Source organism: Pseudomonas sp. 24 E 13, assembly GCF_900004715.1.
GTDB classification, from domain to species: domain Bacteria; phylum Pseudomonadota; class Gammaproteobacteria; order Pseudomonadales; family Pseudomonadaceae; genus Aquipseudomonas; species Aquipseudomonas orientalis_A.
Window position 1 is genome coordinate 59908 of sequence record NZ_CVTO01000126.1, and the last position, 14081, is coordinate 73988.

A 14081-nucleotide genomic window follows, 5' to 3' on the forward strand; every position below is an offset into this window, starting at 1 on the left:
GCGCGGCGGAGAGTCGATTGGACAGTCGCTGCCTTCTATGAAAATTAGGGGGGGGAGGAAAGTCCGGGCTCCATAGGGCGAAGTGCCAGGTAATGCCTGGGAGGCGTGAGCCTACGGAAAGTGCCACAGAAAATAACCGCCTAAGCACTTCGGTGCCGGTAAGGGTGAAAAGGTGCGGTAAGAGCGCACCGCACGACTGGCAACAGTTCGTGGCTAGGTAAACCCCACTTGGAGCAAGACCAAATAGGGTCCCAAGGCGTGGCCCGCGCTGGGACCGGGTAGGTTGCTAAAGATGTCCAGTGATGGCCATCGTAGACGAATGACTGTTCAAGACAGAACCCGGCTTACAGATCGACTCTCCACCTTTTTTCCTTCCATCCGTACCTCGGGTGGAAACCGGTAGTAACGCAAGAATCCCTCCCTGCCAAATCATTGGCAGATGCGTCTTCGTAATACCAAAAAAATCTTACTCTTAATAAATTACTTTAACTTTGAGCCTCAGCTCTTTGAGTTGGCTGCGCTTGTTGAGTCAAAAACAACGCTGAAGTCGGGTTTCTCCTCTCTTTACGCTCGTAAATCTCCGTTCTGTAAGGCTTTTCCTTCTATCCGCGCCTTGACGGTGTGGTGGGCGCATTCCTATAGTGTGCGCAAGTGGCGGAAAGTGGCACAAAGTGGGTTTTTTGAACGTAAAACGCTAAAATTTGGAGAAACGCATCTGTGTTTCGCGGAGCTAACGCTATCAGTCTCGATGCAAAAGGCCGTCTCGCTATGCCGAGCCGGTATCGTGACGAGCTCATTTCGCGAAGTTCAGGGCAGTTAATCATCACGATTGACGCTGTTGACCCTTGTTTATGTGTTTACCCCCTCGATGAGTGGGAGTTGATCGAAACCAAGTTGCGCGCGCTGCCTTCATTGCGTGAAGAAAACCGCCGCCTGCAGCGTTTGCTGATCGGTAATGCCGTCGACCTTGAACTCGATGGCAGCGGTCGTTTCCTGGTGCCTCCGCGGTTGCGCGAATACGCCAGGCTCGACAAGCGCGCGATGCTGGTAGGCCAATTGAACAAGTTCCAATTGTGGGACGAAGATGCCTGGGATGCTGTTTCTGCAGCTGACCTGGCTGCTATTCAACAACCGGGCGCCATGCCTGATGAACTGCGTGATTTGATCCTGTGACTATTGATAGCGGCTTTAACCACATCACCGTACTGCTTGACGAAGCCGTTGAGGCTCTCGCCGTACGCGCGGATGGCTGCTATCTGGATGGCACCTTCGGCAGGGGCGGGCACAGTCGGTTGATACTCAGCCAGCTCGGGCCCGACGGTAAACTCCTCGGGTTCGACAAAGACCCTCAAGCGATTGCCACCGGGCAAGCGCTAGCGGCCGAAGACGGCCGCTTTGTCGTTGTGCAGCGCAGCTTTGCCGAGCTTGGCGCCGAAGTCGCCGAGCGCGGCATGGCGGGCAAGGTGGCCGGGGTTCTGCTCGACCTGGGCGTGTCTTCTCCGCAGCTCGATGACCCGGAGCGCGGCTTCAGCTTCATGAACGACGGCCCCCTCGACATGCGCATGGACCCGACGCGTGGCGTCAGCGCCGCGCAGTTCATCGCCACCGCGCCAGTCGAAGAAATCGCCCGGGTGTTCAAGGAATACGGTGAAGAGCGCTTCGCCGGCCGCATGGCCCGCGCCGTGGTCGAGCGCCGCGAGATCCAGCCGTTCGAACGCACCGCCGACCTGGCCGAAGTGCTCAAGGTCGCCAATCCGGCCTGGGAGAAGGGCAAGAACCCGGCGACCCGTGCGTTCCAGGGCTTGCGCATTCACGTCAACAACGAATTGGGCGATCTGGAGGCCGGCCTCGAGGCTGCCCTCGAGGCGCTGGAAGTGGGCGGTCGCCTGGTGGTGATCAGTTTCCATTCCCTGGAAGACCGCATCGTCAAACTGTTCATGCGGCGTCTGGTCAAGGGCGAATCGGACAACCTGCCGCGCAACCTGCCGGTGCGTTTCGAAGCCTTTGTGCCGAAAATCAAAATCCATGGCAAAGCGCAGTTCGCCTCTGAAGCCGAACTCAAGGCCAACCCACGTTCCCGTAGCGCCGTCATGCGCGTCGCGGAGAAGTTGCGGTGAGCAAGCTTTTCGCCAAACCCCTGCCGGGCGGCAGCTTCTTTATGTTGCTGCTGTTTGTCGGCGTGCTGGTGTCCGCGATTGCGGTGTCCTACAGCGCGCATTGGAACCGTCAGTTGCTCAATACCCTCTACGGGGAATTGAGCGTGCGCGACAAGGCGCAGGCCGAATGGGGTCGGCTGATCCTGGAGCAGAGCACCTGGACGGCCCATAGCCGTATCGAAGTGCTGGCCACCGAACAGCTTAAAATGCACATTCCGGGCGCTGCCGACGTTCGCATGGTGGCGCCATGATGAAGCTCGAGGGCGCACTCTACCCATGGCGCTTCCGTCTGATGCTCGGCTTGCTGGCGTTGATGGTAGGCGCGATCGTCTGGCGGATCTTCGACCTGCAGGTGGTCGACCGTGACTTCCTGATCGGCCAGGGCGACGCCCGTAGCCTGCGACATATTCCGATTCCCGCGCACCGCGGCCTGATCACCGACCGTAACGGCGAGCCCCTGGCCGTGAGTACGCCGGTGACCACCCTGTGGGCCAACGCCAAGGAATTGCAGGTGGCCAAGGACAAGTGGCCCGAACTCGCCGCTGCCCTGGGGCAGGATCGCAAAGCCCTGACCGAGCGCCTGGAAGCCCAGGCCAATAAAGAATTCATCTACCTGGTTCGCGGGCTCACCCCTGAGCAGGGTCAGCAAGTGCTCGACCTTAAAATTCCCGGTGTCTATGGCATCGAGGAATTTCGTCGTTTCTACCCGGCCGGGGAAACCACTGCGCACATGGTCGGTTTTACCGATATCGATGACCATGGCCGCGAAGGGGTCGAGTTGGCCTACGACGAATGGCTGGCCGGGGTTCCGGGCAAGCGCCAGGTCATCAAGGACCGGCGCGGCAGACTGATCAAGGATGTACAGGTCACCAAGAACGCCAAGGCCGGCAAGCCCTTGGCGTTGTCGATTGACTTGCGCCTGCAGTACCTGGCCAACCGTGAGCTGCGTAACGCGATCATCGAGAACGGCGCAAAAGCCGGCAGCCTGGTGATCATGGACGTGAAGACCGGCGAGATCCTCGCCATGGTCAACCAGCCGACGTACAACCCGAACAACCGTCGCAACCTGCAACCGGCGATGATGCGCAACCGCGCCATGATCGACGTGTTCGAGCCGGGTTCGACCATGAAAGCCATCTCCATGAGCGCCGCCCTGGAAACCGGACGCTGGAAGCCCAGCGACAAGGTCGAGGTGTATCCAGGTACGTTGCAGTTGGGCAAATACACCATTCGTGACGTGTCCCGTACCGAGGGCCCGGTGCTGGACCTGACCGGCATCCTGATCAACTCCAGTAACGTGGGCATGAGCAAGGTCGCCTTTGATATCGGCGGCGAGACCATCTACCACCTGGCGCAAAAAATCGGCCTGGGTCAGCCCACCGGGCTCGACTTCCCCGGTGAGCGCGTAGGCAACCTGCCGAACTACCGCGACTGGAAAAAAGCCGAGACCGCCACGCTGTCCTACGGCTACGGCCTGTCGGTGACCGCGATCCAGCTGGCCCATGCTTTCTCTGTATTGGCCAATAACGGCCGCATGGTTCCGCTGAGCCTGATCCATGTCGACGAAGCGCCGAAAGCCACCCAGGTGATCCCGGAAAAAGTCGCCAAGACCATGCAAGGCATGCTGCAACAAGTGATCGAGGCGCCGCGTGGTGTATTCCGCGCCCAGGTGCCGGCTTATCACGTGGCCGGCAAGTCCGGTACTGCACGTAAAACCTCGGTCGGCACCAAGGGCTATGCGGAAAATTCCTATCGCTCGCTGTTCGCCGGTTTCGGCCCGATGAGCGACCCACGCTACGCCATCGTCGTGGTGATCGATGAGCCGAGCAAGGCCGGTTACTTCGGTGGCCTGGTCTCGGCGCCGGTGTTCAGCAAAGTCATGTCCGGCACCCTGCGCCTGATGAACATCACGCCGGACAATCTGCCGCCGACCCAGCAAGCGAACGCCGCACCGCCGGTAGCCGCTGTAAAAGCCAATGGAGGGCGCGGCTGATGTCTCTTAGCCTGAACAAGATTTTTGCCCACGCCGGCCGCGATCTGTTGATCCGCGAGTTGAGCCTGGACAGCCGCACGGTACGCGCCGGTGACTTGTTCCTGGCGGTGCCTGGTGGCAAATTCGATGGCCGTGCGCACATCGCCGATGCCCTGCAGCGTGGCGCTGCCGCCGTGGCCTATGAAGTGGATGGCGCCACTGTGCTGCCAATCACCGATGTGCCGTTGATTCCGGTGAAGAACCTGGCCGCCCAGCTGTCCGACATCGCCGGGCGCTTCTATGGCGAGCCGAGCCGCCACCTCAACCTGGTGGGCGTAACCGGCACCAACGGCAAGACCAGCGTCACTCAGTTGGTCGCCCAGGCGCTTGACCTGCTGGGCCAGCATTGCGGCATCGTCGGTACCCTGGGCACCGGCTTTTATGGCGCGTTGCAAAGCGGCCTGCACACCACGCCGAACCCGATTGCCGTGCAGGCGACCCTGGCCGACCTGAAAAAGGCCGGTGCCAGGGCGGTTGCCATGGAAGTCTCGTCCCATGGCCTGGACCAGGGCCGCGTGACGGCGTTGGCGTTTGATGTGGCCGTGATGACCAACCTGTCCCGGGATCATCTGGACTACCACGGCACCATGGAGGCGTACGCCGCCGCCAAGGCCAAGCTGTTCGCCTGGAATGATCTGAAATGCCGGGTGGTCAACCTCGACGACGCGTTTGGCCGCCAGCTGGCTGCCCAAGACAGCGAAGCGCGCCTGATCAGCTACAGCCTGGAAGATTCCAGCGCCTACCTGTATTGCCGTGAGGCCCAATTCAATGACGAAGGCGTGCGCGCTACGTTGGTTACGCCTCAGGGCGAACACCATTTGCGCAGCACCTTGCTCGGTCGCTTCAACCTGAGCAACGTGCTCGCCGCTATCGGCGCGCTGCTCGGCCTGGATTACGCCCTCGACGAAATCCTCAAGGTGTTGCCGAAGCTGGAAGGCCCGGCCGGTCGCATGCAGCGCCTGGGTGGCGGCACACAACCGCTGGTGGTGGTCGACTACGCTCACACCCCTGACGCCCTGGAAAAAGTCCTGCTGGCGCTGCGCCCCCATGCCAAGGGCAAGCTGTTGTGCCTGTTCGGCTGCGGCGGCGACCGCGATCGCGGCAAGCGTCCGTTAATGGCCGAGATTGTCGAGCGCCTGGCTGACGGCGTGCTGGTGACCGACGACAACCCGCGCAGCGAAGAACCGGGGCGGATTTTCGACGATATCCGCCAAGGCTTCAAAGACACCGCCAACGTCACCTTCGTGGCCCGTCGCGGCACCGCCATCGCGCAATTGATCGCCAGCGCCAGCGCGGATGACGTGGTCGTGCTGGCCGGCAAGGGGCATGAGGATTACCAGGAGATCAACGGCGAGCGCCATGCCTTTTCCGATCTGGTCGAGGCGGATCGCGCCTTGACTGCCTGGGAGGTCGCCCATGCTTAAGGCGATGACATTCAGCGAACTGGCCCAGGCGTTGTCCGCCCGCGTGCTGTCCAGCGATTGCACGTTCGACGGCGTCAGTATCGACAGTCGCAACATCAAGCCGGGCCAGTTGTTCGTCGCCCTCGCAGGCCCGCGCTTCGATGGCCACGACTACCTTAACGAAGTCGCCGCCAAAGGCGCCGTGGGTGCCCTGGTGCAACGCGAAGTGGCACATGCCACCTTGCCGCAGCTGCTGGTCGCCGATACCCGCCTGGCCCTGGGCCAACTGGGCGCGCTGAACCGCGCCGCCTTCGACAAGCCGGTTGCCGCCGTCACTGGTTCCAGTGGCAAGACCACCGTCAAAGAGCTGTTGGCCGGTGTACTGCGCACGCGCGGGCCGGTGCTCGCTACCCGTGGCAACCTGAACAATGATTTCGGCGCACCGCTGACCCTGCTCGAACTGGCCCCGGAACACACGGCGGCGGTGATCGAGCTGGGCGCTTCACGCATCGGCGAGATTGCCTACACCGTGGCGCTGACCCAGCCTCACGTCGCCATTATCAATAACGCCGGCACCGCCCACGTCGGTGAGTTCGGTGGCCCGGAAAAAATCGTCGAAGCCAAGGGTGAAATCCTTGAAGGCCTCGACGCTTCGGGCACTGCTGTACTGAATCTGGATGACAAGGCTTTTGAGACCTGGCGTGCACGTGCCGCCGGTCGCAAGGTGCTGACGTTCGCCGTGCTGAACGCCGCGGCCGATTTCCACGCCTCCAACATTACCGTCGATGCACGGGGTTGCCCGTCCTTCACCTTGCACACGCCGCAAGGCAATGAGCACGTGCAACTGAACCTGCTGGGCAACCATAACGTCGCCAACGCCCTGGCCGCCGCCGCTGCCGCTTACGCCCTGGGCGTGTCGCTGTTCGGCATCGCCACAGGCCTGGGCGCGGTGCAGCCGGTCAAGGGGCGCACTGTTGCGCAATTGGCCAGTAACGGCATGCGCGTGATCGATGACACCTACAACGCCAACCCGTCTTCCATCAATGCCGCCGTGGACCTGCTCAACGGCTTCGATGGGCGCAAAGTGCTGGTACTGGGCGATATCGGCGAACTGGGCGACTGGGCCGAGCAAGGCCACCGCGAAGTCGGCGCCTATGCCGCCGGCAAAGTCGACGCGCTCTACGCGGTCGGCCCGAACATGGCTCACGCGGTAGACGCCTTCGGCCCCGGCGCGCGCCATTTCGCGACCCAGGCCGAATTGATCCAGGCGTTGACTGCGGCCGAGCACGATAAACATACAACCATTTTGATCAAGGGATCGCGCAGCGCGGTGATGGAAAACGTCGTCGCAGCCTTGTGTGGCTCAAGTACGGAGAAACATTAATGCTGCTGCTGCTGGCTGAGTATCTGCAACAGTTCCACAAAGGCTTCGCGGTCTTTCAGTACCTGACCCTGCGCGGGATCCTGGGTGTGCTGACCGCGCTGTGTTTGTCGCTGTTCCTGGGGCCGTGGATGATCCGCACCCTGCAGAACCTGCAAATTGGTCAATCGGTTCGCAATGACGGCCCGCAGTCGCACCTGTCCAAGTCCGGCACCCCGACCATGGGCGGTGCGTTGATCCTGTCGTCCATCGGCGTCAGCACCCTGCTCTGGGCTGACCTGCATAACCGCTATGTGTGGGTGGTGCTGCTGGTGACCCTGCTGTTCGGCGCCATCGGCTGGGTGGATGACTACCGCAAAGTGATCGAGAAAAACTCCAAGGGCCTGCCAAGCCGCTGGAAGTATTTCTGGCAATCGGTATTCGGCCTGGCGGCGGCGATCTTCCTCTACACCACCGCGCCTAGCGCTGTGGAAACCACCCTGATCATCCCGATGCTCAAGGACGCCAGCATTCCACTGGGCATCGGCTTTGTGGTGCTGACCTATTTCGTGATTGTCGGCTCCAGCAACGCGGTGAACCTGACCGACGGCCTCGACGGCCTGGCGATCATGCCGACGGTGATGGTGGGCGGCGCGCTCGGCATCTTCTGCTACCTGTCGGGTAACGTGAAATTCGCTGAATACCTGCTGATTCCCTATGTGCCGGGCGCGGGCGAGTTGATCGTGTTCTGCGGCGCGCTGATCGGTGCCGGCCTGGGGTTCCTGTGGTTCAACACCTACCCGGCGCAAGTGTTCATGGGCGACGTCGGCGCATTGGCGCTGGGCGCGGCACTGGGCACCATCGCGGTGATCGTGCGCCAGGAAATCGTGCTGTTCATCATGGGCGGTGTGTTCGTGATGGAAACCCTGTCGGTGGTCATCCAGGTGGCCTCCTTCAAACTGACCGGGCGCCGCGTATTTCGCATGGCGCCGATTCACCACCACTTTGAACTCAAGGGCTGGCCCGAGCCACGCGTGATCGTCCGTTTCTGGATCATCACCGTGATTCTGGTACTGGTCGGCCTTGCCACCCTGAAACTGAGGTAGAAACGAGTGTCCCTGATCGCTTCAGACCACTTCCGCATCGTTGTCGGCCTCGGCAAGAGCGGCATGTCCCTTGTTCGCTTCCTGGCGAACCGGGGCACGTCGTTCGCCGTGGCCGACACGCGGGAAAATCCACCGGAGCTGGTCACGCTGCGCCGTGACTACCCGCACGTGGAAGTGCGCTGTGGCGAACTGGATGTCGAGTTTCTGTGCCGCGCCGATGAGCTCTACGTGAGCCCCGGCCTGGCGCTGGCTACACCGGCCCTGCAAGCGGCTGCGGCGCGGGGCGTAAAGCTGTCCGGCGATATCGACCTGTTTGCGCGCAACGCCAAGGCGCCGATCGTGGCCATCAGCGGTTCCAACGCAAAAAGCACCGTGACCACCCTGGTCGGCGAGATGGCGGCTGCGGCCGGCAAGCGCGTGGCGGTGGGCGGCAACCTGGGGATGCCTGCGCTGGACCTGCTCAGCGACGACGTCGAGCTGTACGTGATGGAGCTGTCGAGTTTCCAGCTGGAAACCACTCACGAGCTGGGTGCCGAAGTCGCCACCGTGTTGAACGTCAGCGAAGACCACATGGACCGCTACAGCGGCCTGCCGGCTTATCACCTGGCCAAGCACCGGATCTTCCGCGGTGCCAGGCAGTTTGTGGTCAACCGCCAGGATGCCCTTAGCCGTCCACTGATCGGCGAGGGCATGCCGTGCTGGACCTTCGGCCTGAGCAAGCCCGACTTCAAGGCATTCGGCATTCGCGAAGAGAACGGCGAGAAATACCTGGCCTTCGAATTCCAGAACCTGATGCCGGTGCGCGAACTGAAAATCCGTGGCGCCCATAACCAATCCAATGCCCTGGCAGCCCTGGCGCTCGGCCATGCGGTTGGCTTGCCGTTCGACGCCATGCTCGCCGCCCTGCGCACGTTCGCGGGCCTCGAGCATCGCTGCCAGTGGGTGCGCGACCTCGATGGCGTCAGCTATTACAACGATTCCAAAGCCACCAATGTCGGCGCCGCCCTGGCGGCCATCGAAGGCCTGGGTGCCGATATCGACGGCAAGGTGGTGCTGATCGCCGGCGGCGACGGCAAGGGTGCCGACTTCAAGGACCTTAAAGGCCCGGTGGCTGCGCATTGCCGCGCCGTGGTGCTGATGGGCCGCGATTCGGACCTGATCGCCGCCGCCCTGGGTGACGCCGTGCCGCAGGTGCGCGCCACTTCCCTGGATGACGCCATTGCCCGGTGCAAGGCCCTGGCCCAGCCGGGTGATGCGGTACTGCTGTCGCCGGCCTGCGCCAGTTTCGACATGTTCAAGAACTATGAAGAGCGCGGCCAGCTGTTCGCCCGCGCCGTGGAGGCTTTGGCATGAGCCTCAACCTGAAGAACATCATCAAGCCGTACCCGTCGCCGATCATTACCGGGCGCGGCATCGACCTGGATTTCCCAATGCTCGCCGGTTGCCTGGCGCTGCTCGGCCTGGGCCTGGTGATGATCACCTCGGCATCTTCCGAAGTGGCCGCCGTGCAGTCGGGCAACACCCTGTACATGATGATCCGCCACCTGGTGTACCTGGTGATCGGCCTCGGCGCGTGCATCGTCACCATGATGATTCCGATCGCCACCTGGCAGCGCCTGGGTTGGCTGATGCTGATCGGCGCGTTCGGTTTGCTGGTCATGGTGATCCTGCCCGGCATCGGCCGCGAAGTGAACGGTTCGATGCGCTGGATCGGCTTCGGTGCGTTCAACGTACAGCCGTCGGAAATCGCCAAGGTGTTCGTGGTGATTTACCTGGCCGGCTACCTGGTACGCCGTCAGAAAGAAGTGCGCGAAAGCTGGATGGGCTTCTTCAAGCCATTCATCGTGCTGCTGCCCATGGCCGGCCTGCTGCTGATGGAACCCGACTTCGGTGCCACCGTGGTGATGATGGGGGCTGCCGCCGCGATGCTGTTCCTCGGCGGTGTCGGTCTGTTCCGCTTCACCTTGATGGTGGTGCTGGCCGTCGCGGCCGTGACGATCCTGGTGCAGGCGCAACCCTACCGGATGGCGCGGCTGATTACCTTTACCGACCCGTGGTCCGACCAGTTCGGTTCCGGCTATCAGCTGACCCAGGCGTTGATCGCGTTCGGGCGCGGCGAGTGGCTGGGCGTGGGCCTGGGCAACAGCGTGCAGAAGCAGTTCTACCTGCCGGAAGCGCACACCGACTTCGTGTTCTCGGTACTCGCCGAGGAACTGGGCGTGGTCGGCTCGCTGTGCACCGTCGCGCTGTTCGTATTTGTGTGCGTGCGAGGCATGTACATCGGCTTGTGGGCCGAGAAAGCCAAACAGTATTTCGCCGCCTATGTGGCGTATGGCTTGTCGTTCCTGTGGATCGGCCAGTTCCTGATCAATATCGGCGTGAACGTCGGCTTGCTGCCGACCAAGGGCCTGACCCTGCCGTTCCTCAGTTACGGCGGCAGTTCGTTGGTGATTTGCTGCGCTTGCCTGGGTTTGTTGCTGCGCATCGAGTGGGAAAGTCGTACGCACCTGGGCAGCGAAGAGATGGAGTTCAGCGAAAGCGACTTCGCCGAGGAGCCGACCCATGGGCGCTAACGTGCTGATCATGGCCGGCGGCACCGGGGGCCATGTGTTCCCGGCCCTGGCCTGCGCGCGCGAATTCCAGAGCCGTGGCTACAGCGTGCACTGGCTGGGCACGCCGCGTGGCATCGAGAACGAGCTGGTGCCGAACGCCGGTTTGCCGCTGCACCTGATCAACGTCACCGGCCTGCGTGGCAAGGGCAAATTGTCCCTGCTCAAGGCGCCGTTCGTGCTGCTCAAGGCGGTCATGCAGGCACGCAAGATCATCCGCGAACTGAAGCCGGTGTGTGTGCTCGGCTTTGGCGGTTATGTGACCGGCCCCGGTGGCGTGGCGGCGAAACTCGCCGGCGTACCGGTGATTGTCCATGAACAGAACGCCGTCGCCGGTACCGCCAACCGTCTGTTGGTGCCGTTGGCCGCGCGGGTGTGTGAAGCCTTCCCGAAAACGTTCGCGGCTTCGGACAAGCTTCGCACCACCGGCAACCCGGTGCGTACCGAGCTGTTCATGGCCATCGCACGTGAAGCGCTGGCCGGACGCAAGGCACACCTGCTGATCCTGGGCGGAAGCCTGGGCGCCGAGCCGCTGAACAAATTGCTGCCTGAAGCCGTTGCGCAACTGCCCGAAGCACTGCGTCCGGAAATCTTCCATCAGGCCGGCAAAAACCACGATGAAGTCACCGCCACGCGCTATCGCGAAGCCGGTGTCGAGGCGAACGTACAGCCCTTCATCAAAGACATGGCCCAAGCCTATGGCTGGGCCGACCTGGTGGTCTGTCGCGCTGGTGCGCTGACCGTCAGTGAACTGGCTGCCGCCGGTCTGCCGTCATTGCTGGTGCCTCTGCCCCATGCAATCGACGATCACCAGACCCGCAACGCCGAATATTTGGCCGGGGAGGGCGCTGCCTTCCTGCTGCCGCAAAGAACGACTGGCGCCGCCGATTTGGCCGCACGCCTGACCGAGGTTTTGATGCAACCGGAACGACTCAACAGCATGGCGAGCACCGCAAGCCGCCTGGCCAAACCTGACGCAACCCGCACCGTGGTCGATATCTGCCTGGAGGTGGCCCATGGTTGAGAATCAGAAAGCCATGCCGCAACCGGAAATGCGCCGCATCCGTCGCATCCACTTCGTCGGTATCGGCGGCGTGGGCATGTGCGGCATTGCCGAAGTATTGCTGAACTTGGGCTATCAGGTGTCCGGCTCCGATTTGAAAGAGTCGCCGGTCACCGAGCGCCTGAAGTCCTTTGGCGCGCAGATTTTTATCGGCCACCGTGCCGAGAACGCCGCCGAGGCCGACGTGCTGGTAGTGTCCAGCGCCGTGAACACGTCCAACCCGGAAGTGGCCACCGCCCTCGAGCGTCGTATCCCCGTGGTGCCGCGCGCCGAGATGCTCGCCGAGCTGATGCGCTACCGCCACGGCATCGCCGTCGCCGGTACTCACGGCAAGACCACCACCACCAGCCTGATCGCCTCGGTGTTCGCCGCCGGTGGCCTGGACCCGACCTTCGTCATCGGTGGCCGCCTGAATGCAGCCGGCACCAATGCCCAGCTCGGCACCAGCCGCTACCTGATCGCCGAAGCCGATGAAAGTGACGCGAGCTTCCTGCACCTGCAACCGCTGGTCGCCGTCGTCACCAACATCGACGAAGACCACATGGCGACCTACGACGGTGACTTCAACAAGTTGAAGAAAACCTTCGTCGACTTCCTGCACAACCTGCCGTTCTACGGGTTGGCGGTGGTGTGCCTGGACGATCCGGTGGTGCGCGAAATCCTGCCGCAGGTCAAGCGCCCGACCGTGACCTACGGCTTCAGCGAAGACGCCGACGTGCGTGCGATCAATGTACGCCAGCAAGGCATGCAGACCTTCTTCACCGTGCTGCGCCCCGACCGCGAGCCGCTGGATGTCTCGGTGAATATGCCGGGCAACCACAACGTACTGAACTCCCTGGCGACCATCTGCATTGCCACCGACGAGGGCGTCAGCGATGAAGCCATTGTCGAAGGCCTGTCGCGCTTTGCCGGTGTCGGGCGGCGCTTCCAGGTCTACGGCCAACTGCCGGTCGAAGGCGGTGACGTGATGCTGGTGGACGACTACGGTCACCACCCGACCGAAGTCGCCGCCGTGATCAAGGCCGTGCGCGGTGGCTGGCCGGAGCGCCGCCTGGTGATGGTCTATCAGCCGCACCGCTACAGCCGCACCCGCGACCTGTACGACGACTTCGTCAATGTATTGGCCGATGCCAACGTGCTGCTGCTGATGGAAGTCTACCCGGCCGGTGAAGAACCGATCCCGGGCGCCGACAGCCGCAAGCTGTGCAACAGCATCCGTCAGCGCGGGCAGTTGGACCCGATCTACATCGAGCGTGGTGTGGACCTGGCGCCGATCGTCAAGCCGCTGCTGCGCGCCGGCGACATCCTGCTGTGCCAGGGTGCCGGTGATATCGGTGGTCTTGCGCCTAAATTGTTGGCCAGCCCGCTGTTTGCCGCCCAGAAGGGGACGTCGAAATGATCACTGATTACGCCTCCCTGTTCTCCACGGTCGCGCCTGCCGACTTCGGCCGCGTCGCGGTGCTGTTCGGCGGCAAGAGCGCCGAGCGCGAAGTGTCGCTCAAGTCCGGCAATGCCGTGCTGCAAGCCCTGCAAAGCGCCGGCGTGAATGCGTTCGGCATCGACGTGGGCGATGACTTCCTCGCCCGCCTGCAGGCCGAAAAAATCGACCGCGCCTTCATCATTCTGCATGGCCGTGGCGGTGAAGATGGCAGCATGCAGGGCCTGCTCGAGTGCGCCGGCATTCCCTATACCGGCAGCGGCATCCTGGCGTCGGCGCTGGCGATGGACAAGTTGCGCACCAAGCAGGTGTGGCACAGCCTGGGGATTCCAACCCCGCGTCACGCCGTGCTGTGCAGCGAAGACGATTGTATTTCTGCGGCCAAGGAACTGGGCCTGCCTTTGATCGTCAAACCAGCCCATGAAGGCTCCAGTATCGGCATGGCCAAAGTGAACTCGGCCGCCGAATTGATCGACGCATGGAAAGCGGCAAGCACCTACGATTCGCAAGTGATGGTGGAACAGTGGATCCAGGGTCCCGAGTACACCATCGCCACCCTGCGTGGCCAGGTATTGCCGCCCATCGCATTGGGCACGCCCCACACTTTTTACGATTACGACGCCAAGTACGTGGCTTCCGATACCCAGTACCGGATTCCCTGCGGTCTTGACGCAACCAAGGAACAATACTTGATGGACCTCACGGCGAAAGCCTGTGAGGCGCTGGGTATCGCCGGCTGGGCGCGGGCAGACGTGATGCAGGATGACCAGGGCAATTTCTGGTTCCTGGAAGTCAACACCGCGCCGGGCATGACCGACCACAGCCTGGTCCCCATGGCCGCCCGTGCCGCCGGCCTGGATTTCCAGCAGTTGGTGCTGGCGATCCTGGCCGCCAGCATCGAGCCAAGAGGCTAA

12 protein-coding genes and 1 other RNA gene are annotated in these 14081 nt (G+C 62.5%); all 13 read left to right on the top strand.

Annotated features, from left to right (window positions below; all coding sequences use genetic code 11):
• Positions 1–9 precede the first annotated feature (9 nt).
• The 13 genes from rnpB (at position 10) to BFP90_RS15840 (ending at position 14081) form a co-directional block, all read left to right on the top strand.
• Positions 10–363: RNase P RNA component class A (rnpB, locus tag BFP90_RS15780), an RNA gene on the top strand.
• 354 nt (positions 364–717) lie between these two features.
• Complete coding sequence (mraZ, locus tag BFP90_RS15785) at positions 718–1173, top strand: division/cell wall cluster transcriptional repressor MraZ (RefSeq protein WP_004371993.1); 456 nt, start codon at positions 718–720, stop codon at positions 1171–1173.
• Positions 1170–2117, top strand: coding sequence for a 16S rRNA (cytosine(1402)-N(4))-methyltransferase RsmH (rsmH, locus tag BFP90_RS15790; RefSeq protein WP_010213048.1), 948 nt, complete (start codon positions 1170–1172; stop codon positions 2115–2117). The genes mraZ and rsmH overlap by 4 nt, the downstream gene beginning before the upstream one ends.
• Entirely contained in the window at positions 2114–2407 is a 294-nt protein-coding gene (gene ftsL / locus BFP90_RS15795) for a cell division protein FtsL (RefSeq protein ID WP_057724615.1), read from the top strand. The genes rsmH and ftsL overlap by 4 nt, the downstream gene beginning before the upstream one ends.
• The gene (locus BFP90_RS15800) at positions 2407–4149 is read left to right on the top strand and encodes a peptidoglycan D,D-transpeptidase FtsI family protein (RefSeq protein ID WP_163001703.1); all 1743 of its coding nucleotides are present in this window, start codon (positions 2407–2409) and stop codon (positions 4147–4149) included. The genes ftsL and BFP90_RS15800 overlap by 1 nt, the downstream gene beginning before the upstream one ends.
• Positions 4149–5612, top strand: a complete 1464-nt coding sequence (locus BFP90_RS15805) for a UDP-N-acetylmuramoyl-L-alanyl-D-glutamate--2,6-diaminopimelate ligase (protein WP_065897307.1) — start codon at positions 4149–4151, stop codon at positions 5610–5612. Before BFP90_RS15800 ends, BFP90_RS15805 begins: the two co-directional genes overlap by 1 nt.
• A complete protein-coding gene (murF, locus tag BFP90_RS15810; RefSeq protein WP_065897309.1) occupies positions 5605–6975 on the top strand; it encodes a UDP-N-acetylmuramoyl-tripeptide--D-alanyl-D-alanine ligase in 1371 nt (456 codons plus the stop codon). Before BFP90_RS15805 ends, murF begins: the two co-directional genes overlap by 8 nt.
• Positions 6975–8057 carry a phospho-N-acetylmuramoyl-pentapeptide-transferase gene (mraY, locus tag BFP90_RS15815; protein WP_057724619.1) on the top strand — a complete coding sequence of 361 codons (1083 nt, stop codon included), beginning with the start codon at positions 6975–6977 and terminating at the stop codon, positions 8055–8057. Before murF ends, mraY begins: the two co-directional genes overlap by 1 nt.
• A gap of 6 nt (positions 8058–8063) precedes the next feature.
• On the top strand, positions 8064–9410 hold the full coding sequence (murD, locus tag BFP90_RS15820) for a UDP-N-acetylmuramoyl-L-alanine--D-glutamate ligase (protein WP_065897311.1): 1347 nt from the start codon (positions 8064–8066) through the stop codon (positions 9408–9410).
• Positions 9407–10630, top strand: a complete 1224-nt coding sequence (ftsW, locus tag BFP90_RS15825; RefSeq protein WP_065885825.1) for a putative lipid II flippase FtsW — start codon at positions 9407–9409, stop codon at positions 10628–10630. Before murD ends, ftsW begins: the two co-directional genes overlap by 4 nt.
• Entirely contained in the window at positions 10620–11690 is a 1071-nt protein-coding gene (murG, locus tag BFP90_RS15830) for an undecaprenyldiphospho-muramoylpentapeptide beta-N-acetylglucosaminyltransferase (protein WP_065892616.1), read from the top strand. Before ftsW ends, murG begins: the two co-directional genes overlap by 11 nt.
• Positions 11683–13128, top strand: coding sequence for a UDP-N-acetylmuramate--L-alanine ligase (gene murC, locus BFP90_RS15835; RefSeq protein ID WP_065892615.1), 1446 nt, complete (start codon positions 11683–11685; stop codon positions 13126–13128). Before murG ends, murC begins: the two co-directional genes overlap by 8 nt.
• Entirely contained in the window at positions 13125–14081 is a 957-nt protein-coding gene (locus BFP90_RS15840; RefSeq protein WP_065897312.1) for a D-alanine--D-alanine ligase, read from the top strand. Before murC ends, BFP90_RS15840 begins: the two co-directional genes overlap by 4 nt.